Origin of the sequence: Pseudomonas sp. SJZ131 (genome assembly GCF_007828705.1) — a bacterium.
Classification (GTDB): domain Bacteria; phylum Pseudomonadota; class Gammaproteobacteria; order Pseudomonadales; family Pseudomonadaceae; genus Aquipseudomonas; species Aquipseudomonas prosekii.
In genome coordinates this window covers 103,214-125,776 of record NZ_VIVC01000001.1, presented here as the reverse complement: position 1 = coordinate 125,776, position 22,563 = coordinate 103,214, and the positions used below count along the sequence as shown (strand labels likewise).

Here is a 22,563-nt window from a genome sequence, read left to right as displayed (position 1 = left end):
CCTCGCTCCTACAGCGGATTTATCTGTTCACCACAACCCCTGTAGGAGCGAGCCTGCTCGCGATAGCCCTCGCAAAATTCACCCGATCAACCGCGCCGCACCAAACAACCTCACCCGACTCAATTCACCGCCCTGCTCTTCCAGCAAAACCGGCGCCGTCCCGCCGGGCATTTTGACCTGCACTGGCCCGGCTTGGACCCACCCAACCCGCCAAGCCGCGCACGCCACCGCACTCGCGCTAGTGCCCGACGAAGCCGTCGGCCCTTCCCCGCGCTCAAACACCCGCGCACGGATTTGCCCGGCAGCATCCAGCGCCGCCCATTGCAGATTCAACCCCGCCGCACACGGCTGCCCGGCCCCGCTCGGCACGGCAAAAGCAATCCGCGTCAGCCCTTCAGCCAGCGGCGCTTCACGCATCTGCTGATTGCTCGGCAAGGCATCGACGTCAGCCACCAGCGTCACGCAATGCGGGTTGCCAATCCGCACAAACTGGCTGCGCGCCCACGCGGAACTCAGCGCCGATAACGGCGGCACATGACTGACTTCGCAAGCGTTCAACATCACCGTTTGAACATCCCGCGCACCGACGGCCTGCGGGCCGAACGCAGGCTTGCCGAGGTCCAGCCAGAAGCCGTGGAGGCCGTCGACCTCGGCGGGTTTCACCGAGGTTTCCACCGGTGAGACAGCGTCGGTTTTGTCGTGATGAACTTTGAGCACGCAGGCCTGCTGATTGCCCAGCAAACCTTGCTCACTCAGCGCTTGCGAGAAAATCGTCAGGCCATTGCCGCTGCGCTCGGCAAGCGTGCCATCAGTGTTGACGATGAGCAGGTCGAAGGGTGGCGACGTCTGGAACGGCCCGACCAGCAGGCCGTCGCAGCGATGTTGTTTGGCGTGGACTGGCTGAGTGCCGGGCGCCCAACTGCAGAAAGCCTCGATGGCCGGCAACGCCCACTGCTCGCGGGTTTGCGCCGCGTCGCGGGCGTTTGCCGGCAGCTCGATGCCGTTGCGGCGCAGCGCGTCCGGCGTCAGTACCGCGTAGATATTGCCTCGGGCGTCGTAGAACGGCGTCATGAATCTTCCGATTAATCTGCTGGAAAATGTTTGCCACTGTATTCGCAGGCGCAGTTTCAAGGAAACTGATAGCACTTAGCCCAGAAACATCTTGTATCAATACCGTGATGCGTAACCGGGCCGTAGCGCCAAGCCTATGTGCGCAACTTCTTGCGCAACTTTAAGCCTTTATCATCCAGCGCAGTTCGCGATAACGCACTCGGATCGTGCGGGCGTTAGCTTTTCCATGGAGCACACGCAACACCTCAAGGAGCCAGAGATGTTCAACCCAGCTAACGAAACGCATTTCAGCTTGATCATTGAAGGGCTTGAGCACGACCTGCAAGTGCTGTCGTTTAAAGGCACTGAAGGCATCAGCCAACCCTATGCATTCGATGTAGAGCTGGTCAGCGAAAACCCCGACCTGGACCTGGAAACGCTGCTGCACAAACAGACGTTTCTGGCGCTGGACGCAGCCGGTAGCGGGATCCACGGCCAGATCTACCGCATTGCCCAAGGCGATGCCGGCAAACGCCTGACCCGCTATCGCCTGACCTTGGTGCCGCAGCTGAGCTATTTGAAGCACCGCACCAACCAGCGCATCTACCAGCAAATGTCGGCGCCGAAAATCATCGCGCTGATCCTCGAAGAACACGGGATCAAGGGCAACACCTACAGCTTCCAGCTCAACGAAACCTGCCCCGACCGCGACTACTGCGTGCAGTACGACGAAACCGACCTGCACTTCGTCCAGCGCCTGTGCGAAGAAGAAGGCATTCACTACCACTTCCAGCACACGCCCGAGGGCCACTTGCTGGTGTTCGGCGACGACCAAACCGTGTTTCCGAAACTCGGCCAGCCCACCGCGTACGTGCAGGGCAGCGGCATGGTCGCCGACGAGCCGGTGATCAAAGGTTTCAAACTGCGTTTGGAGACCCGCACCGGCCGCGTCACCCGTGGCGACTACGACTTCGAAAAACCACGCCTGCAACTCGAATCCGCCTACAAACCTGACGGCGAAAGGACCGAGCCGGACCTGGAAGACTACGACTACCCGGGCCGCTTCATCGACCGCGCGCGCGGCAAGTTCCTCAGCCAACGCGCCCTCGAAAGACACCGCGCCGACTATCAACAAGCCGAGGGTAACGGCGACCAGACGCGACTGGTCAGCGGCCATTTCCTGGAACTCTCCGACCACCCGCGCCAGGAGTGGAACGACCTCTGGCTGCTCACCGAAATCTTCCACGAAGGCAAGCAGCCGCAAGTGCTTGAAGAGGCGGTGACCAGCGACACCACCGACAACAAAGACGACTTCCACCAGGGCTATCGCAACCGCTTCCTCGCCACTCCGTGGGCAGTGTTCTACCGCCCCGCGCTGCAACACCCGAAACCGCGCGTGCTCGGCAGCCAAACCGCGCTGGTCACCGGGCCCAAGGGCGAAGAAATCCACTGCGACCAATACGGCCGCATCAAAGTGCAATTCCACTGGGACCGCGAAGGCCAGGCCGACGACAAAACCAGCTGCTGGATGCGCGTTTCATCAAGCTGGGCCGGCGACCGCTACGGCGCCATCGCCATCCCGCGCATCGGCATGGAAGTCCTCGTCACCTTCCTCGAAGGCGACCCCGACCAGCCGCTGGTGACCGGTTGCCTGTACCACAAGGAAAACCTCGTCCCCTACGAACTGCCGGCGAACAAAACCCGCACCGTATTCAAAACCCTCAGCTCACCCGGCGGCGGTGGCTACAACGAACTGCGCATCGAAGACAAAAAAGGCGCGGAACAGATCTACCTGCATGCCCAGCGCGATTGGGATGAAAACGTTGAGCACGACCAAAAAATCCGCGTGGGCAATGAACGCCATGACACGGTGGAGAAGAACACTTACACCGAGTTGAAGGCTGAAGAACATCGCACCACCATTGCTGATCGCAAGGTGGAGGTGAAGGCTAGTGATCACTGGGTAGTTGGCCAAAACCAGCACATCAAACTGGGGACCGCGCAGTTAATGACGGCAGGCAAGGAAATCCATCTCAAGGCCGGGCAAAAGATGGTCATCGAAGCAGGTATGGAACTCACCGTGAAAGCTGGCGGAAGTTTCATCAAACTGGATGCGGGCGGCATAACCGTGGTGGGCCCGGTAATCAGATTGAATGCCGGAGGTGCACCGGGCGTGGGAACCGGAAATGCCGCGCTCTTGCCGCTGGTGCCCCTGCCCGCTGCGTCTGACAAGGCCGGCGAAGTACCGGAACGTGGCGAGTCGCAACCGGCACCGGAAGTCATTCATAAACTCAGCGCAACCATTAGTGCAGTGCCCGGCCATCCCGGTTACGAGGATGAACCCTATACGCTGTTCGCCGATGGTGCCGTGATTCAGGAAGGCCTGACCGGCGAAGACGGCGTGATCAAGTTCGATCATGTCCCCGGCACTCAGACTTACGCAGTGGAACTGGTGAACGGTCACCGCTTCGAGATCGAGCCCAAGGAAGAAAGCGGTGAAGCGGCCTCGCAAAACCAGCAATTGGCACGCCAGGGCTACCGGGACTACCAGGCAAAAGCGGACCAGCTTGAACCCTTGAGCTCGGCGGATGACTACCGTGGCGCGGCTCTGAACCCGACAAACAAGCCGAAAAGCCTTTGAGTGCAGGAAGCCTCCGAATGACGACTGATTACAGCAAAGAAGTGATTCAGCTGACGCCCAAAGATCACAAGTCCACCGCTCTGACCATGGACTGGTTCGCGGCCAAAGCGATGTACCCGCCGCGAGCCGGCATTAAGGTCACCCCGCTGATCAATGGTGACAAGGCGTTTGGTGCGGTATACGACGCAATTTATTCGGCGCAGAAGAGCGTCGAAATCATCAGTTGGGGATTCGACCCGGCGATGCGTTTCAAGCCGGGCGGCGATCGCATTGGCGAACTGCTGGACGTTAGAGGACGCCACGGCGTAAAGACCCGCGTGTTGATCTGGAAGAACCCGCTGGCCAACTTTGTTGAAAACACCATTATCGGCGATGGCCTGGGAGGCTCGGGCGGGACGGCCATGGGCTCGGGCATGACCAGGGGCAGCGCCGGTTCCAACCGCACGCTCGAAGATCGCCAGCAACTGGAGTATCGCCGCACAATTCACCAACATGAATTGACCAAACTTCGGGCCGGTGAAATCCCTGCCTACGGCACCAGCGGCTATCGATACGATAAGCGCGAACAGGAGCTGCAGGACATTCTGACCGACACGGAAACCAGACTGAACGGCCAAGGCGCCTATAACAAACTCAGAGGTTCGGGCGCCCCGGGGTATTCACCTGACGACGAGGAATACACCCGGGAATGGTTCAATCGCATCCACGATGGGCGAATGCAGAACGTTGAGTTTCGCACCCGAGACTTTTCTACTGAAATCCCGCTGAATGCGATCATCCGCGGACCGCAGATGGCCAAGGAAAAAGGACGCCTGGCAACCTTGTATCGGTTGATGAAAGACGAAGCGCCGGACACCCATTTTGCCCACATGTTGGGGTTGACCTTATTCGCCAGCCACCACCAGAAGATGGTGTTGGTGGACTATGAAGACGCCGCGAACGCGGTAGGTTTCGTAATGGGTCACAACATGCATCGCAACTACTGGGACACCAGTGCGCACCTTTACAACGACAAAGCCGCACAGCGCAGTCCGGGTTTCGGGCCCTGGCAAGACCTGTCCACCAAGGTACAAGGCCCGGTCCTGCATGATCTGAACCACAACTTCACCAGCGCCTGGGATCGGGAAACCTCTTGGGTCAAAAGATGGTTTGAAGACGGGATGCAGGCGCAGCGCCAAGCCATCAAACCGGACAACTTCAAAGCTGCCGGCTCGACCACGGCGCAGATATGCCGCACACAACCGCAAGAAGGCGCGGAAACGTCAATTCTGGAGCTCTATCACAAGGCTTTGGGTAACGTGCGCGACTACGCCTACTTTGAAAACCAGTACTTCCGCTACGCGCCGTTCTCCCGGCAACTGCGTGAACTGGCGGCGGCCTACATGGCCAAGGGCCGAGATAAAGACTTGTATGTATTCGTGGTCACTAACAACCCAAACTCCAAGGATTTTTCCAGTACCACTTATTCGAGTCTGCAAGAACTGGGGCAAGAACAACTGATGCCCCAGGCCCAACGCAGCCTGACAGAAGACATGCTGCGTAAACGCAGCGAATTGGCCTATCTCGAGGCCAATCCGAACAACGACTCCTACGTACAACGTGCTCAACTCAATCGCGCCGAAGTATTGAAAAGCCAGATCACTGAACTGGAAAAAAAGGGCGTCACCCCCGAAGTGGAAGAACGCATGGGCGGCCTCAAGCAAAAAGACGTCGCCGAACTCGGCAAACCGAAATCGGATGACGGCGAAGATGCAAAACCCTATACCCTCAAGGATTTGCCAGGCATCAAAGTCGCCATCGCCACACTCACCGCCTGCACACCAGAGCCTGGCGGCACGTTGGGCAAAGGCAATCAGGCCTATTTCCGAGACATCTATGTGCACTCGAAATTGCTGGTGGTAGATGATGTTTTCAGTTTGCTGAGCTCAGCGAATATCAATACTCGCAGTATGCATACCGACTCGGAATTGGGGGTTGCGATGCCGGATCCGGAGTTGGCGAAGCAGTGGCGGGAGGAGTTGTGGGGGTTGCATGCGGGTAGGTCGTTTAGCGATAGCAAGGGGCGGTTCAAAGCAGCAGCCAACTTTAAACATTGGAACAAAGTAATGGATGATAACTGGGAAAAAAAAGGACGTGGTCTGCCACTTGTAGCTCATCTAAGCCGGTTCTGGGACGTGGAGACGCCTTATGCAAAAGCCATTGACTAACTCCATTTCTCTTTTTGCCCTCATTCTCTTTACTTTGTTGAGCGGAGCTCCGGCCATGGCCTATCCAACATTTACCTGCGCCTACGAAAAAGACTACAACCCACTACTGGATGCGGAAGCTGAGCGCTGGTTCCAACAAGCACGTGCTTTGGAGAAAGTGCGAGGGGTCAAAGACTGGAACACCATCGTTGGACTTTACGAAAAAGCAATCGCGAAAGATCATTGGAAGGCGATGCACAACTTGGCGGGTCTCTATCGCACAGGTTGGCCGGGACAGCCTGGCGTTGAACAAGACACCAGCAAGATGCTCGATCTTTACGAACGGATGGTGAAGCTCAAAGTACCATTGGGCTATTACAACTGGGCGGTGGTTGCGGAGCATGGGAGCGGGATATTGAAATCTGACCGAATGGCCAGTTCCTATATGTTTCAGGCTGCACAATTGGGCAGTCCACTGGCGCAAGTTCAACTGGGACAATACTTCGCTTTTGGACTTCCAAGGAATCAGCAGGACGACGAAATGGCTGAGCGTTATTACCGTTGTGCGGGTGCTCAGGAGGATGCAGAGTCTGTAGCGAAAACAGCATCGTTTTACAAGAACGCCAAACAAAACATGTCTCTTTCACTGTTCTACTACCAACGAGCAGCTTCGCTAGGCAGCGCTACGGGTTTCAGTTATCTAAGCGGTGCGTTTGAGTCTGAACCAGACCCTGTAGACAACTTTGGATACCAGCCAGATTCAAAGCTTCATGAGCTTTATACAAATCTATGGGAGCAACTGGAGGCTAACCCTCAGTTACGCTTCCCTGACCTCATGAAAGACCATCCTCTTCCGCCCCACCCCAAACAAGGTTTTGACGCAGAACATCCAGACCGCAGGCCGGAAATATGACCTGCAGCGAGATTAAGTCATGACACATCGACACTGGAAGCGACTGGCGGCCACCGCCAAAGCTGCTGCTTTATGCATCGCTTTTGTTTGTATATTGAGCGGCGCGCCAGCCATGGCCTACCCAATCTTCACCTGCGCCTATGAAAAAGATCACAACCCACCGCTGGATGCAGAAGCCGAAGAATGGTTTCAACAGGCTCGCGTTTTGGAGAAAGTACGAGGGGTGAAAGAGTGGGTAACGATTGTGGGGCTTTACGATAAAGCCATCGCCAAAGATCATTGGAAAGCAATGCACAACTTAGCGGGGCTCTACCGCACGGGTTGGCCAGGACGGCCTGGTGTTGAACAAGACACCAGCAAGATGCTTGATTTATACGAACGCATGGTGAAACTCAAGGTCCCGTTGGGTTACTACGATTGGGCTGTGGTCGCCGAACACGGGCGTGGAATCATGAAATCGGACCGGATGGCTAGCTCCTATATATTCCAGGCCGCGCAATTAGGTAATCCATTGGCTCAGGTCCGCATCGGAAATTATTTTGCGTTCCAATTGCCCAGAGACAAACAAGATGCACGAATGGCAGAACCTTATTTCCGATGTGCCGGCGCTCAAGACTCACTAGATGCAATTATAGAAACAGCGGCATTCTATAAAATCTCTAAAGAAAACATGCCTCTTGCACTGTTTTATTACCAACGCGCCGCATCACTGGGTAGCTCTTCAGGATTAAACAATCTAAAAGGTGCCTTTGAACCTGCACCCCGAACAATATACAACTTTGGATATCAGCCAAACTCGAATCTTCACGAGCTATATGCCGGCCTATTAAAGCAACTAAATGCCGACCAAAAATTGCGCTTTCCGAATCTGATGAAAGACCACCCCCTCCCACCCCACCCCAAACAAGGCTTCGACGCCGAACACCCGGACCGTCGCCCAGAGCTATAACCCTAATCCTCACGGAAGACCCACCAACAAAGGAGCTACACCATGCGTAAAACCCTCGCCATTCTCGCCGCTATCCTGCTGGCCATTTCCCTCTTCAGCGCACTCATCGGACTAGGCGGTGTCGCCGGTGCAGCGTCCGGGGCAGGGAAAGTCTCCAGTGATGTGGATGTCGCGTTCATGGCTGCCAAAGTGTTGTTTTTCTTGAGCCTGGCCGGTGGCGTCATCGCGATCTGCTGGCCGAAAGATAACGCCGAGTAAACCTTCAAGGCCCGAGGAAATACCGCCCCGGCGTCACCCCAAACGCCCGGCGAAACATCGCAACAAACGCGCTCACATTGTCATACCCCAATTCCAGCGCAACGGTCGTCACCGCCGCCCCGGCCGCCAGCAACTCCAGCGCTCGCAACAACCGCGCGCGTTGGCGCCATTGGCTGAAGGTGAAGCCGGTTTCGCTGACGAAGCGCCGGGCCAGGGTTCGTGTCGATACGCCACCCCACTGCGCCCATTGCTCCAAAGAGCGGTTGTCGGCCAAGTCGTCGACCAGCGCCTGGGTGATCCGCCGCAGTCGCGGATCCTGTCGTTTTAGGCTGAGCACTCATTCAACAGGAGTCACCGATGTGCGCGCCGAAGACCTGCTTCCCGACCATCTCGACCAAGGCCAATTCAGCGGCACCACGGTGCGCAAAGGCACGGTTGGCGCCTTCCTTTTCAGTGCGCGAGTGCTCACCGACGCAAATGCCAGGGACGAACAACGACAGCAGGCCGAGCAAGATATCGTCGAGGCCTTGCCGGCGTTAAAAGCGCTGGGCCTGTTCGAAATTCTGCAAGTGCGTGACCAAGCGCTGCGCCGATTGTGCGAACGAAGGTGACACCCGCGCTCGCGATGGAGTGTCGGGCTGTGCAACGATGTCGCCCTGCCTGACCGCGAACCACTGCGGACGCTGATCGAACCTGACCGGTAAGTCACTGTCCCTTGGGTACGCGACGTTTTTTGCCAAGGATTGATATGACCAACCTCAACACCCCCACCTCATTTGTGCCCGGACGCCTGGAGCAGATGTCCACCCGCGTGGCTTTTTTCATTGCCGGTTTCGGCATCGCTGCGTGGGCGCCGCTGGTGCCTTACGCCAAGGCGCGTGCCGGGCTCGACGAAGGCACGCTCGGCTTGCTGCTGTTGTGCCTGGGCGTCGGGTCGATTATTGCGATGCCATTGGCCGGGTTGCTGGCTACGCGTTTTGGCTGTCGGCGGGTGGTCAGTGCCGGGGTGTTGCTGATTTGTGCGGCGCTGCCATTGTTGGCGACGGTGTCGTCGATTCCGGCGCTGATTGCGGCGTTGTTCATGTTTGGTGCCGGGCTGGGCACGGTGGATTCGACGGTGAATCTGCAAGCGGTGATTGTCGAGCGGGCCAGCGGCAAAACCATGATGTCGGGTTTTCATGGTTTGTTCAGTCTCGGCGGGATCGTCGGCGCGGCGGGTGTCAGCGCCCTCCTCGGCCTCGGCGTTTCGCCGCTCGGCGCGACGCTGGTGGTGAATGTGATGCTGATTGTCGCGCTGCTCAAAGCGGCGCCGCATCTGTTGCCGTATGGCAGCGAAAGTTCCGGGCCGGCGTTTGCCGTGCCGCATGGCATCGTGCTGTTTATCGGGATGATGTGCTTTATCGTTTTTCTCACCGAAGGCGCAGTGCTCGACTGGAGTGCGGTGTTCCTGGCGTCGGAACGCGGGATCGACACAGCGTATGCCGGGCTCGGTTATGCAGCGTTCGCGCTGACCATGACCGCCGGGCGTCTGACCGGCGATGCGATTGTGCGCCGCCTCGGCGCGACCAAAGTGATGGTGTTTGGCGGGCTGACGGCGGCGGTAGGTCTGGCGCTGGCGACATTTGCGCCGAGTTGGCAGGCAGCGTTGGTGGGTTATGCGCTGGTCGGCGCCGGTTGCTCGAACATCGTGCCGGTGCTGTACACCGCCGTGGGTAAACAAACCGTCATGCCGGAAAGCATTGCCGTACCGGCGATTACCACACTCGGCTACGCCGGGATCCTCGCCGGACCGGCACTGATCGGCTTCGTCGCCCATGCCAGCAGCCTGAGTTTCGCGTTCGGGCTGATGGCCGTGTTGCTGGTGGCCGTGGCGATTGGCGGGAAAGTGTTGAAGGTGTGAAAAGCTGAAAAGCATCGCGAGCAGGCTCACTCCTACAGGGTTGCATGTCGATCACAAAAACCGTGTTCACCGCAGATCCAATGTAGGAGTGAGCCTGCTCGCGATGACGGTGGCATATCCAACATCGATAGCGACTGACACACCGCTTTCGCGGGCAAGCCTCGCTCCTACATTGGATTTGCGGGGGGCATGGGATTTGTGTCCGACGCAGATCAACTGTGGGAGTGAGCCTGCTCGCGATGACGGCCGCCTATCCAGCACCAATCTCAACTGATGCATCTAATCCCCGCGCCACAGCACACTGCTACAAATCAGTGCAAAAAAATCATTTTGCCACTACCTCCTGCGCCGCTCTGTACTAGGATACGAAGCAGCCGCATCGTCGGCGTGATCGGCAATCGTGCCGTTCACTTCATCAAATCGCGCAAAAGGACCTGGACCTCAACACCTCAAACTCACGGATGAAATGATGAATACACAAATTCTGTTTCCGCACATCGGCAGAGTCATTGCCAGCACCGGCACGCGCGGTTTTGCGCAGATGCTCCACGAGCTGATGCTCACCCGCCTGGCCATCGACGCCACGCACATTTCGCAGACCAACGTCGACGCCCACGGCCATTTGCAGACGCAAACCTGCGGCTGCTGGCTCGGCGCGCAATTGACGTCCCTGCCCACCACCGAGACGTCGCCGCAATTGCACATGAGCCGCCGCGACGCCAATGTGCGTTATCTGGTCTCGGTGCATCGATCGCCGCACGCTGCGGACTTTTCCGCGCAGGATCGACGGCTTTTCGAAGGTTTCGCCCCGCTGCTGCTGCCGATGGTGGAAAAACACGTCGCCGCCCTGCACCACGCCGCCATCGGCCACGAACACGCCACCGCAAGCAGCGAAGGCCAGCACCTCGACGTGTTGCGGCAAAGGTTTTCCGAACGTTTGCTGCAGTCGGGCTTGAGCCTGTCCAATCGCGAACTGGAAGTGTGCATCGGCTTGCTCGCCGGCAGCACCGCGCCCGAGTTGGCGCAGCAGTTCAACCTCAAGGCCAATACGGTCGAAAGCTACCTCAAACGCGCCGCGATAAAAATGGGCATCAGTGGCCGCCATTCGCTGAAGCGCTGGATGTACTCAGCGCAGGACCGCGCGGCCACCGAGACGTCCTTCACGCTGGCCTGAGCGCATTGCTCGTGCTCAATCGCGCGCCAGCGCTTCAATCGGGTCCAGGCGCGCCGCGTTGCGCGCCGGGACAAAACCGAAAACGATGCCGATCAATGTCGAGCAGGCAAACGCGGTGATGATCGAGCCCATCGAGAAGACCATTTGCCATTCCTTGACGAACAGCGAAAACAGATAGCCGATAGCGTAGGACAACGAAATACCGATCACCCCGCCAATCAGGCAAACCATCACCGCTTCCACCAGAAATTGCTGGCGAATGTCCGATTGGCGGGCGCCGACCGCCATGCGGATGCCGATCTCGCGGGTGCGCTCGGTCACCGACACCAGCATGATGTTCATCACGCCAATGCCGCCGACCAGCAACGAAATCACCGCAATCAGCGACAACAACAGCGCCAGTGAACGGCTGGTTTTCTGCACCGTTTGCATGATGCTGTCGAGGTTGTTGGTGAAAAAATCCTTGCTGCCGTGGCGCTGCAACAACAGCTTGTTGACGTGATCTTCCACCACTTTGCTCGGCTGGCCGTCCTTGATCCGCACGGTGATGCTGTCCAGATAACGCTGGCCCAGCAAACGTCCGGCGGCGGTTTCGTACGGCACCCAGACGTTGAGCAATTTGCTCGCGGCGAAGATGTTCTTGTTCTCGGCAGTGACGCCGATCACCGTGCACGGCAAATTGCCGATCAGGATCACCTGCCCCAGCGGATCGACCCCGGCACCGAACAGCCGCAGACGCGTGTTGTGATCAATCACCACCACTTGCGCCTGGCGCCGCGCATCGCTTTCGCTGAAGGCAATGCCGGCCGCCATTTTCAAACCTTTGACCTTGAAATACTGATCGCTGACGCCGTTGACCTGGGCATTCAGGTCGATGTTGCGAAAGCGCAGCAACAGGTTGCGCCCGACCACCGGGGTGGCGCTGTCGACGTAATACAACTGGCTCAGCGCGAGCACGTCCGCCGGCACCAGTGTTTCTATCGCCGTCGCCCGACTGTCGCCGAAACTGGTGCCGGAATAGACGTCGATGGTGTTGCTGCCAATCGCCTGAATGTCCTTGAGGACGTAGCCCTTGGCGCCTTCGCCGATGGCCGAAATCGACACCACCGAGGTGATGCCGATGACAATCCCGAGCATGGTCAGCAGCGTGCGCATGCGATGGGAAATCAGCGCCACCCACGCCATGTTGAACGCTTCCTTGAACAAGCCGAGGCTCGCCACCAGCCGCCGCGTGCGGTTCGGTTTGAGCGTGGTTGATGGCTCGGAGGACAACGGCTGCTCGGTGCGTTCGTTGCGCCGGTCGCTGAGGATCTGGCCATCGCTGACCTCGATGATCCGTTGCGCGTTGGCGGCGACTTTCGGGTCGTGGGTGACGAGTATCACCGTGTGCCCGGCCGCGTGCAGCTCCAGCAGGATGCGCATCACTTCCTTGCCGCTGGTGGTGTCGAGCGCACCGGTCGGCTCGTCGGCGAGAATCACTTCGCCGCCATTCATCAAGGCGCGGGCGATACTCACGCGCTGCTGTTGCCCGCCCGAGAGCTGGCTCGGCCGATGCGTCAGATGCCCGGACAAGCCCAGCCGCGCCAGCAGGTCCCTGGCGCGGCCATGCCGTTTGACCTCGGCGGTGCCGGCATAGATCGCCGGCATCTCGACGTTGTGCATCGCGCTCAGGTGCGGCAGCAAGTGGTATCGCTGAAAGATGAAACCGAAGTAGTCGCGGCGCAGCTCGGCCAACGCCTGATCGTCGAGTTCTCGGGTTTCCAGGCCATTGATTTTGTAGCTGCCGGCCGTTGCGTAATCGAGGCAACCGAGGATGTTCATCAAGGTCGATTTGCCGGAACCGGAAGCGCCGATAATCGCCACCATTTCCCCGGAATGGATCGTCAGGCTGATGTCCTTGAGCGCGAGAAACTCACGCTCGCCGGCCATGAAACTGCGGGTGATGCCCTGAAGTTCGAGTAATGGCTGGCTCATGTTCAGCTCCCGGCCACGGCGGGCAGCGGATCGCCAATCACCACTTTGTCGCCCTCGGCCAGGCCTTGGTTGACCTGAACTTTGACGTTGTTGTTGATCCCGGTGTGCACGTTGCGCGTTTGCGCCTGGCCCTTGGCATCCAGCACGCGCACCGGAAAAGTGCCGTCACTGTTGCGCGGCCCGAGCGCCGCGACCGGCACGGTCAAAACCGAGGTCGCGGTGTCGAGGACGATGCGCACCTGCGCAGTCATGGCGATGCGCAAACGGTGGTCCGGGTTCGGCACATCGAACAGCGCGTTGTAGAACACCGCAGTGTTCTGTTTCGGCGTGCCGGCGGTCTGGGTTTCGAGGAAGTTTTGCGGCGCCGGTTCGGTGCCGCGCAATTTGCCGTAGTAGCGTTTGTCCTCGCCGAGAATGGTGAAATAAACGTCCTGCCCCGGCGTGATGTGAATCACGTCGGCTTCCGAGACCTGCGCCTTGACGGTCATGGTGTCCAGGTCCGCCAGTTTCAGCAGCACTGGCGCCAGTTGCTGGGCGATCACCGTTTGCCCCTCCTGAGTGACGATGCCGACCACGTCGCCGTCAATCGGCGCGACGATTCGCGTATAGGCGAGATTGACCTTGGCGGTGTCGATCTGAATGTGCGCGCTCTTGATTTGCGCATCGAGGGACAACAGGTTGGCGCGCTGCACGTCGTAGGCGGATTCAGCGGTTTCGAAATCCTGTCGGGAGATCGAGGCGTCTTCCTGCAAGTCGCGATAACGCGTGTAAACCGCCTGCGTCTGTTTGAGTTGGGCCAGCGTGGCGCGGCGTTGCGCTTGCAGGTTTTCTTCGTCGACCTGGGCCTGGCGCAAGGTGTTCTGCAGCACCAGTGGATCGATTTCCGCCAGCCATTGGCCCTTTTTCACCTTGTCGCCGAGCTTGACCTTGAGCGACTTCATTTGCCCGGACACCTGCGCGCCGACATCGACCTGCTTGATGCCTTCGAGCAAACCGGTGGCCAACACGGCGTTTTCGATGTCCGCCCGCTCGACGCTGGCCAGCAGGTATTGCGGCGGCTCGGCCGGTGCTTGCACGGTGTAGAAAATCAACCCGGCCACCGCCGCCAGTCCCAGCGCCAAACCGATTTTGCGTAGCTTCGACTTTTCCATAAATGACCACAAAAAGCGTTGAGGGCAGACCCGACCGGCAGCGGCCGGGCCTGTGTTCAAGCGAACGGCATTCAAGACACCTGCGCGGCGCGCGGCAGCGCCAGACCATCGCGCCACCACGCGGCCAGGTGCAACACGTGCGGGGGTTTGAGCAAAGTGAAATGGTTGCCCGGCCCGTGCCATACCGCTAACTCGCGACAGTGCTGGCGCCAGCCTTCGAGCATCGCCATTTGTTCGCGCTGGTTGCCGGCGGCATCCAGTGTCGGGTCGTCGGCGAGCACCAGCCGCACCGCGCCGGTGTAGGGCTGGCGCGGTTGATAAACCGTGCGCAGCGCCGTGGCGAACGTGCGCGCCAAGCCGTGAAGCGACTGCGCCGTCGAACGCGCCGGAATCAGCCCAACGCGCACCATGCCGGCGTGCAATTGCTGCAACTGCGTGGCGTCATCGGCGTCGGCAAACTGCGCCGGTTCGATGCCCAGCGATTGGCCGCTGGCCAGTTGCATGGCTTCGATCAAACGCTGCAACGCCGCCGTGGTGGTGTACGGCTTGCCGACCACGCCGTTGCCGCCGGGTGATTCGCTGTCGATCAAGGTCAGCGACGCCACTTCACGCCCCTGCGCTTGCAACCGCGCGGCCATTTCACAGGCGACCCAGCCGCCGAACGAGTGGCCGAGCAGATGCAAAGGGCCGTCTGGATAATGTCGTTGCAGCGCTTCGAGGTAATGCTCGGCCGCGCTCTCGACGGCGCTGTGCGGCACCGCTTCGCCGTCCAGCCCTCGGGGTTGCAGACCGATGATCGGCCACTGCGGCCCGAGCGCCTGGGTCAAACCGATAAACCCGGTGACGCTGTCGCCCGCGCCCGGCACGCAGAAAATCGGCGCATGCCCCGGTTGACCGATCTGCAACGGCAATACCGGTTGATGACGCGACGGCGGCTGTGCTTTGACCCACGCTGCCGAAGCCTCGATCGCCGCGCTGATGGCCTGCCCCAGCGCGGCGATGTGCGGCGCTTTCATCATGCTTTGGTGATCGCCGGGCACACCAATGCACTGCAGCCGTTCGGGCGCCACCACCTCGGCCCAACCGAGGGTTTGGCTCAAATGCGCCAGCTCTGGCGGCCGCTCCTGCGCTACGAACAGATGCAGCGGCACCGGCAGCGGCGCCAGGCTGTAATGGGCCATGGCATGACCGTGACCGACCTCGCGTTCCAGGTAATGGCGCACGTCGCGGTCCGCCGCAGCGGCGATTTGCGGGTACAACAGTTGCTGCTCACGACAGGTTTGCAGCAGCGAATCGAAATCCAGCCGTTCAAGGGATTGCTCAAGGGCCTGCAATTGTCCGCGCGCGGCCTCACCCGCAGCGCCCTGGCCGGTCCAGTATTGCGTGCACAGCAGCAGCAATTGGCGTTTCGTTGCATGGTGATCGGACCAACGCGCCTTGCCCTGATCCGCCAGACGCGGCACATAAGTGTCGATCAAACCGAGGAATTCCACCGCTTCGTCGGCACCGAGCAATTGCGCGGCAATCTCGTAAGCCAGCACCCCGCCAAAAGACCAGCCGGCCAGCCGATAAGGCCCGTGCGGCTGCACCGAACGGATGATTTTTACCAGCCGCGCCGCCAGACAGTGCATGGTTTGCAACTGTTCCTCCCCGAGCGCCAGCCCCGGCAGACCGTACACCGGAATCCCCTCGGCGATGTGCCGACCGAGTGCCGGAAAATATAGGTCCTGACCGCTGAACTCATGCACCAGAAACAGCGGCGGCTGACTGCCGCCAGTGCGCACTTTTACCAGTTGCTCATCATCGCCGGCAGCGCCTGAGCGTTGGCTCAAGAACAACGCCATCGACTCGATGCTGGCGTGCTGGAAAAACTCGGCTAGGGTCACCGGCAAACCGGACTTTTGCATCAGGTTGACCAAGCGCACGGCCAACAACGAGTGGCCGCCGAGTTCGAAGAAGTTGTCGTGACGACCGACCCGTTGCACGGTCAACACTTCGGCCCACAAGCTCGCAAGGTTCTGCTCCAACGGCGTAATGGGCGGCGCGTAGTCGCGGCTGAGCATTGCGCTTGGCTGCGGCGCGGGTAACGCTTTGCGATCGACTTTGCCATTAGCGGTCAACGGCAGGTTTGCCAGGTGTACGTAGGCGGCCGGGATCATGTAGTCCGGCAATTGCCCTTGAAGGTGCGTGCGCAGATGTTCGATGTCGAGCGCGTCGTCGGCGGTGTAATAAGCGACGAGGCGCTTGTCCCCCGGCGCGTCCTCGCGGGCCAGCACCACCACGTCCTTGACGCCTTTAGCGGTGGTCAGCCGGGCTTCGATCTCGCCCAATTCGATGCGGAAACCACGGATTTTCACCTGATCGTCATTTCGCCCGAGGCATTCCAGCAAGCCTTGCGCGTTCCAGCGACCGAGGTCGCCGGTGCGGTACAGCAAGGCGTCGGGATCGGCGCTGAACACGTCAGGCACAAACTTTTCGGCAGTCAGCTCCGGGCGATTTAAATACCCCTTGGCCACACCCTGCCCGCCGATGCAGATTTCGCCAACGGCGCCGATTGGCACGGGTTGCCGAAAAGCGTCCAGCAGATAGATCTGCGTGTTGGAAATCGGCCGGCCAATCGGCACGTTGTCGGCATCGGCCGCTAACGATTTCACTTCGTAAGTGGTCGCGTAAGTGGTGCTTTCCGTGGGTCCGTAGCAATGCACCAAACGCAGTTCTGGAGCAAATGCGAGCAAGCGCCGAAACGCCGCCGGGTCCGCGCGTTCGCCGCCGCACAGCAAAATTCGCAAACCCTTGAGCACTTCGGGAATCAGTTGCACGTATTGGTTGAACAACGCCGTGGTGACAAACAACACAGTCGCCCCGGCGTCACTCAGCACTTGGCCAAAGCGTGCCGGTTCGAGCAGCGTCTGATGGTCGATCACCAGCACTTGTCCGCCATTGAGCAACGGCCCCCAGACGTCCATGGTGCTCGCGTCGAATGCCGGATTGGAGGCAAACGCCACGCGATCCTGCGGATTGAAATCGGCGTAACCGTTATTCAGCACCAGCCGCGTGATCGCCCGGTGCGGGACCAATACGCCTTTTGGCGTGCCGGTCGAACCAGATGTGTACATGATGTACGCCACCGCTTCCGAGGACTGCGGCAGTTGCGGGTTGTGCGTTGGTAAGCCGGTCAGCGTCAGCCGGTCGAGGTCAACCCGTTGCAGCGCGCCGCTGCTGGCAAGGTTGCTGGCAAGACCGCTGCGGGTTAACAGGCACACGGCGCCGCTGTCGCCCAACATGAAGGCCTGGCGCTCGGCCGGGGCATTAAGGTCCAGCGGCACATACACCGCCGCGCATTTGCACACAGCCAATTGGCTGACGAGCAAGTCCAGCGAGCGCTCCAGCACTATCGCCACGCTGTCGCCCGGCGCCACGCCGAGGCTGACCAAGTGGTGGGCCAGTTGGTTGGCGCGCTGATTCAACGCGGCATAGCTCAACGCGGCACAGCCCTGCGAATGCGCGCCGTCCAACGCCGCCAAGGCTTCGGGGCGCAGCAGCACTTGCGCTTCGAACAGTTGATGGACCGTTTGTGTCTGCGGATAAGCACGGTGGGTGGCGTTGAAATCCACCAGCAACTGCCGGCGCTCGGGCTCATCGAGCAAGTCCACCTGCGCCAGCAGCGCTTGGTCATTGGCGACCATCGCTTGCAACACCCGATTGAAATAACCGGCAAAACGCTGCGCTGTCGATTGATCAAACAGCGCCGTCGCGTATTCCAGCACACCGCTGATCCTGCCCTGCCCTTCGCCGAGGCTCAGCGACACATCGAACTTGGCAACATGACTGGCTTCGGCCAGCCCTTCCACACGCAAGTCCGCCAGGGTCAACGCCGTGCTTTCGAGGTTGTGCCACGCCAGCGAAGTCTGGAACAACGGGCTGTACGCCAGGCTGCGCGTGGGTCGCGTGACTTCGACTACTTGCTCGAACGGCAGGTCCTGATGGGCCTGCGCTGCCAGGGTTTGCGCCTTGACCCGGGCCAGCAGCGCCGCGACGTCGAGCGCGCCGGACGTGTCGATGCGCACTGCCAGAGTGTTGACGAACAGGCCGATCAAACCTTCGACCTCGGCGCGCTGCCGATTGGCCGCCGGCGAACCGATGACCACATCGTCCTGCCCGGACAGACGACTCAACACCGCGGCCCACGCCGCCATCAGCGTCATGTACAGCGTGGTGCCGTGGCGCTGACTCAACGCCTTCAACGCCGTCGTCAGTTGTTCATCGAGACGAATGTCGACGCTGCTGCCGGCGTAATCCTGTTGCGCCGGGCGCGGCCGGTCGGTCGGCAACAGCAACAACGCCGGGGCGCCGGCCAGCGCGTGTTGCCAATATTCGCTCTGGCGTTGCAGCACCTCGCCGCTCAACCAGCGCCGCTGCCACCGGGCAAAGTCGCCATATTGCACGGCCAGCGCCGGCAGCGGATCGGCCTCGCCCTGACTGAATGCCTGATACAACGCGATCAACTCAGCGGTCAGCACGCCCATCGACCAGCCATCGGCAACGATGTGATGCAGGGTCAGCAGCAACACGTGGTGATCATCGGCGAGGGTCAGCAAACTGCCGCGAATCAACGGGCCATGCTTCAGATCAAACGGCTGCACCGCTTCGGCCTGAATCCGCGCGCTCAATGCCTGCGGCGATTGCGCCTGATCACGCCAGTCTTCGATTTGCAGACGCAACGTCGCAGTGGCGTCGATCGACACCTGCGGCTGGTCCTGATGCTCGACAAACCGGCTGCGCAACGTGGCGTGCCGCTCGACGATGCGCGCCAATGCCTGTTGCAGCGCCGCGACGTCGAGCCGCCCGCGCAGCCTCAGGCTCGCCGCAATGTTGTAGGCGCTGTTGCCGCCGTCCATTTGCGCGAGAAACCACAAGCGCTGCTGCGCGAATGACAGCGGCGATCCTTCGTCATCCGCGCCAGCCATGATCGCTGGCAAGGTGCTGCGCCCGGCCTCGGCCAGCACCTGCGCGACCGCGCTCAGTTGCGGGTTGGCGAACAGTTCATTCAGGGCCAGCTCGACACCCAAACGCAGACGAACGCGCGAGACCATGCGCATCGCCAACAATGAATGGCCGCCCAGTTCGAAAAAGTGATCCTCGCGGCCGACCTGCTCGACTTGCAGCACTTCGGCCCAGATCTGCGCCAGCACGGTTTCGATTTCGCCCTGCGGCGCCTGATATTCGCGGGTCAGCAGCGCCGCGTGATCGGGGGCCGGCAAGGCCCTGCGCTCGACTTTACCGTTGGCGTTCAGCGGCAGCGTTGGCAGGTGCACGCAAGCGGACGGGATCATGTAGTCCGGCAGCGAATTTTGCAGGTGAGCGCGCAGGCTTTCGCCGCTCAACGCCGCGCCGTGCACCGTGTAATAAGCCACCAGACGCTTGTCCCCCGGCACGTCCTCGCGGGCCAGAACGACAACATCTTTCACTCCGGGACAGGTTGCCAAGCGTGCTTCGATCTCACCCAGCTCGATGCGAAAACCACGGATTTTCACCTGGTCGTCATTACGACCAAGGCATTCCAGCAAGCCTTGCGCGTTCCAGCGGCCGAGGTCGCCGGTGCGGTACAGCAATTCCTGGGAATTGCCGCTGAACACGTCAGGCACAAACTTTTCGGCGGTCAGCTCCGGGCGATTTAAATACCCCTTGGCCACGCCCTGCCCGCCGATGCAGATTTCGCCGACAACGCCGATGGGCACCGGTTGCTGAAAAGTGTCCAGCAGATAAATCTGCGTGTTGGAAATCGGCCGGCCAATCGGCACGCTGTCGGCGTCGGCCGCTAAGGATTTCACTTCATAAGTGGTGGCGTAAGTGGTGCTTTCCGTGGGTCCGTAGCAATGCACCAAACGTAAATCCGGAGCAAATGCGAGCAAGCGCCGAAACGCCGCCGGGTCCGCGCGCTCGCCGCCGCACAGCAGAATTCGCAAGCCCTTCAGCGCTTCGGGAATCAGCTGCACGTACTGGTTGAACAACGCCGTGGTGACAAACAACACGGTTGCCCCGGCCTGACTCAATACCTCACCGAAACGCGTGGGATCGAGCAGCGTCTGCCGATCAATTACCAGCACTTGTCCGCCATTGAGCAACGGCCCCCAGACGTCCATGGTGCTCGCGTCGAATGCCGGATTGGAGGCAAACGCCACGCGTTCCTGCGGATTGAAATCGGCGTAACCGTTGTTGATCACCAGCCGCGTGATCGCCCGGTGCGGGACCAATACGCCTTTTGGCGTGCCGGTCGAACCGGAGGTGTACATGATGTACGCCAGCGCTTCCGAGGACTGCGGCAGTTGCGGATTGTGCGTCGGCAACGCTTCGCCGGGCGGCAACTGTTCGGGGTCGATGCGCCGGGCGGGAAAATCAAGCGTGGCGCTGGCCGGGCTCAGCACACAGTACGCCTGGCTGTCCTCGACCATAAACCGCTGGCGCTCGGCCGGCGCGTGAATATCCAGCGGCACATAGGCCGCCGCGCACTTGCTGATCGCCACTTGGCTGACCAGCAAACCCACCGAGCGCTCCATCAGGATCGCGACGTGGTCGCCGGGTTTGAGCCCAACGCTGATCAGGTGATGAGCGAGGCGATTGGCGCGGATATTCAGTTGCCGATAACTGAGGATTTGCTCGCCGTGGACCACGGCAATCGCCTCGGGCTGCGCGAGTGCCAGCGCTTCGAACACGCCGTGCACGGTCATTTGATCCGGGTAATCGCGGCGCGTGTCGTTGAAGCCGAGCAACAATTGTCGGCGCTCGCTCGGCGGAATAATCGCCAACCGCGTGAGCGCCGCATCAGCCGGTTGCTCAAGCGCACCCACGAGGTTTTCCAGGGCCTGATGCAAGTAACCGCAGATGCGCGCCGCGTCGATGCCGGGCGCCGTCAGTGCGGTCAGGGCAAAATGTTCGCCGAGGTCATCGACACTCAAGGTCAGCGGGTAATTGGTCCGTTCTTCGCTGCTCAGCGCTTCGATGCCGCGCCACGCCGCGAGCGCTTCGGCACTGGCATTGGCGGCGCTGGAGGTGCTGTGCCGATAGTTGAGCAATGCGCTGAACAGCGGCGTCGGCGCCACGACTGCGCTGCAGCGTTGGGCCAGGGCCAGCGGCGCATGTTCGTGACGCAGCAATGTGGTCAGGCGCGCATGGGTCGTCTTGACTGCGGCGTGCAGCGATTCGCCGCCGACATCGACGCGAAACGGCAAGGTATTGATGAAAATCCCCAGCGCGCGGTCGGTCGCGTCGGCACCGAGCATGCGCCCCATCAGCACTGTGCCGAACACCACGCGCTGCTTGCCGGACACCACCGCCAGCACCTGCGCCCACGCCAGGTGAAACAGGCTCGCCGCGCTCACCCCCAACACCCGCGCTTGCGTGCGCAGACGCCGGCCCAGCTCAGCGTCAACCGCAAGGCTGGCCTCTTCGATGGCGTGGCCGTCGCCCTGCACATCCTGCAAACCGAACGGCAATGTCGGTTCATCGATGTCGCCGAGCATCTCGCGGAAAAACCCTTCGTGCTCCTGTTCGCTGACCCCGAGCAACGCCTGCGCCACATAAGTGCGAAACGGCACTGCGGCACCCAGCCGTGCGCTGCGCCCGAGCAGGAACGCCTGCATTTCCTGGCTCACCACTTCCAGCGCGCTGTGGTCGAGGGCCATGTGGTGAAACATCAGCATCGCAACGATGCGCTGGCTCGCTGCATCCCACGCGTGCACCAGCCGCAGCAACGGCGCCTGGGTCACGTCAATTCGGTAACGCCGACCGTCGAAACGCTGGTGCAATTGATCAGCGATCTCGCCATTTGCCGGGTCGAGGTGCAACGCTTCGACCGGCAACGTCGCCTGTCGCCAGACCACTTGCATCGGTCGCTCCAGTCCTTGCCAGACCACCCCGGTGCGCAAGATGTCGTGACGGTCGATGACGCCCTGCAAGGCGCGGACAAAATCGTCGAGGCGTTCGCGGCTGTCGAACGCGAACCGCGATTGCATGATGTACGGGTCGCCCTGCACGGCGCTGACGTGGTGGAACAGGATGCCTTCCTGCAACGGCGCCAACGGGTAAATGTCCTGCACATTGGCCGCGCCGCCAGGTACGGTGGCGACGATGCGCTCGATGGCGGCCTGATCAAGTGTCGCCAAGGTCAGCATCGACGGGGTGATGCGCTTGGTGCCGGGGCGGATCGCGTTGGCCGGTACCTCGACCGAACCGGCGCGGCTCGGCGAATACTGCCCGGCGCGGATCATCGCGATCAGCGCCGGTTTGTGTTCACGCATCGAAGCGAGGATGGCCGGCTCGCTGAGTGCCTGTTTGTTGCCTTGCACCAGCAACTGATCACCCTTGAGC

At 60.5% G+C, this 22,563-nt stretch carries 11 protein-coding genes and 2 pseudogenes; 8 read left to right on the top strand and 5 right to left on the bottom strand.

The window, feature by feature from the left end; genetic code table 11:
- Positions 1–78: 78 nt before the first annotated feature.
- Positions 79–1,071, bottom strand: coding sequence for a diaminopimelate epimerase (locus FBY12_RS00295; RefSeq protein WP_145249984.1), 993 nt, complete (start codon positions 1,069–1,071; stop codon positions 79–81).
- A gap of 259 nt (positions 1,072–1,330) precedes the next feature.
- On the opposite strand from FBY12_RS00295, the gene tssI reads away from it, so the two are divergent.
- Genes tssI through FBY12_RS00270 form a run of 5 tightly spaced genes read left to right on the top strand, consistent with a single transcriptional unit; the run spans position 1,331 to position 7,997 of the window.
- Complete coding sequence (gene tssI / locus FBY12_RS00290) at positions 1,331–3,691, top strand: type VI secretion system tip protein VgrG (protein ID WP_145249981.1); 2,361 nt, start codon at positions 1,331–1,333, stop codon at positions 3,689–3,691.
- 17 nt (positions 3,692–3,708) lie between these two features.
- Positions 3,709–5,898: a phospholipase D-like domain-containing protein gene (locus tag FBY12_RS00285; protein WP_145249977.1), complete on the top strand. Its 2,190-nt coding sequence runs from the start codon at positions 3,709–3,711 to the stop codon at positions 5,896–5,898.
- Complete coding sequence (locus FBY12_RS00280; RefSeq protein WP_145249974.1) at positions 5,879–6,790, top strand: tetratricopeptide repeat protein; 912 nt, start codon at positions 5,879–5,881, stop codon at positions 6,788–6,790. Before FBY12_RS00285 ends, FBY12_RS00280 begins: the two co-directional genes overlap by 20 nt.
- A 19-nt stretch (positions 6,791–6,809) precedes the next feature.
- Positions 6,810–7,739, top strand: coding sequence for a tetratricopeptide repeat protein (locus tag FBY12_RS00275; RefSeq protein ID WP_256663246.1), 930 nt, complete (start codon positions 6,810–6,812; stop codon positions 7,737–7,739).
- Between the two features lie 42 nt (positions 7,740–7,781).
- On the top strand, positions 7,782–7,997 hold the full coding sequence (locus FBY12_RS00270; protein WP_101207435.1) for a hypothetical protein: 216 nt from the start codon (positions 7,782–7,784) through the stop codon (positions 7,995–7,997).
- Positions 7,998–8,001: 4 nt separating this feature from the next.
- On the opposite strand, the pseudogene FBY12_RS00265 reads toward FBY12_RS00270, so the two are convergent.
- A pseudogene (locus tag FBY12_RS00265) lies at positions 8,002–8,313 on the bottom strand (helix-turn-helix domain-containing protein); the annotation flags it as partial.
- Between the two features lie 43 nt (positions 8,314–8,356).
- On the opposite strand from FBY12_RS00265, the gene FBY12_RS00260 reads away from it, so the two are divergent.
- The 3 genes from FBY12_RS00260 to FBY12_RS00250 all read left to right on the top strand — a co-directional run bounded on the left by FBY12_RS00260 (position 8,357) and on the right by FBY12_RS00250 (position 11,071).
- Positions 8,357–8,608 carry a hypothetical protein gene (locus FBY12_RS00260; RefSeq protein ID WP_145249972.1) on the top strand — a complete coding sequence of 84 codons (252 nt, stop codon included), beginning with the start codon at positions 8,357–8,359 and terminating at the stop codon, positions 8,606–8,608.
- 137 nt (positions 8,609–8,745) lie between these two features.
- Complete coding sequence (locus FBY12_RS00255; RefSeq protein ID WP_121732262.1) at positions 8,746–9,897, top strand: MFS transporter; 1,152 nt, start codon at positions 8,746–8,748, stop codon at positions 9,895–9,897.
- Positions 9,898–10,366: 469 nt separating this feature from the next.
- On the top strand, positions 10,367–11,071 hold the full coding sequence (locus tag FBY12_RS00250; protein ID WP_145249969.1) for a LuxR C-terminal-related transcriptional regulator: 705 nt from the start codon (positions 10,367–10,369) through the stop codon (positions 11,069–11,071).
- 15 nt (positions 11,072–11,086) lie between these two features.
- On the opposite strand, the gene FBY12_RS00245 is transcribed toward FBY12_RS00250, so the two are convergent.
- The 3 genes and pseudogenes from FBY12_RS00245 to FBY12_RS00235 form a co-directional block, all read right to left on the bottom strand.
- The gene (locus tag FBY12_RS00245) at positions 11,087–13,045 is read right to left on the bottom strand and encodes a MacB family efflux pump subunit (protein ID WP_145249966.1); all 1,959 of its coding nucleotides are present in this window, start codon (positions 13,043–13,045) and stop codon (positions 11,087–11,089) included.
- A gap of 2 nt (positions 13,046–13,047) precedes the next feature.
- A complete protein-coding gene (gene macA, locus FBY12_RS00240; RefSeq protein WP_145249963.1) occupies positions 13,048–14,196 on the bottom strand; it encodes a macrolide transporter subunit MacA in 1,149 nt (382 codons plus the stop codon).
- Positions 14,197–14,267: 71 nt separating this feature from the next.
- A pseudogene (locus FBY12_RS00235) lies at positions 14,268–22,562 on the bottom strand (amino acid adenylation domain-containing protein); the annotation flags it as partial.
- Position 22,563: the final 1 nt, after the last annotated feature.

What these genes read in the sequence shown, in the direction of transcription:
- tssI (WP_145249981.1), top strand. Translation starts at nt 1,331, where the DNA reads ATGTTCAACCCAGCTAACGAAACGCATTTCAGCTTGATCATTGAAGGG.
- FBY12_RS00255 (WP_121732262.1), top strand. Translation starts at nt 8,746, where the DNA reads ATGACCAACCTCAACACCCCCACCTCATTTGTGCCCGGACGCCTGGAG.
- FBY12_RS00250 (WP_145249969.1), top strand. Translation starts at nt 10,367, where the DNA reads ATGAATACACAAATTCTGTTTCCGCACATCGGCAGAGTCATTGCCAGC.
- FBY12_RS00280 (WP_145249974.1), top strand. Translation starts at nt 5,879, where the DNA reads ATGCAAAAGCCATTGACTAACTCCATTTCTCTTTTTGCCCTCATTCTC.
- FBY12_RS00275 (WP_256663246.1), top strand. Translation starts at nt 6,810, where the DNA reads ATGACACATCGACACTGGAAGCGACTGGCGGCCACCGCCAAAGCTGCT.
- FBY12_RS00245 (WP_145249966.1), bottom strand. Translation starts at nt 13,045, where the DNA reads ATGAGCCAGCCATTACTCGAACTTCAGGGCATCACCCGCAGTTTCATG.
- FBY12_RS00285 (WP_145249977.1), top strand. Translation starts at nt 3,709, where the DNA reads ATGACGACTGATTACAGCAAAGAAGTGATTCAGCTGACGCCCAAAGAT.
- FBY12_RS00295 (WP_145249984.1), bottom strand. Translation starts at nt 1,071, where the DNA reads ATGACGCCGTTCTACGACGCCCGAGGCAATATCTACGCGGTACTGACG.
- FBY12_RS00270 (WP_101207435.1), top strand. Translation starts at nt 7,782, where the DNA reads ATGCGTAAAACCCTCGCCATTCTCGCCGCTATCCTGCTGGCCATTTCC.
- macA (WP_145249963.1), bottom strand. Translation starts at nt 14,196, where the DNA reads ATGGAAAAGTCGAAGCTACGCAAAATCGGTTTGGCGCTGGGACTGGCG.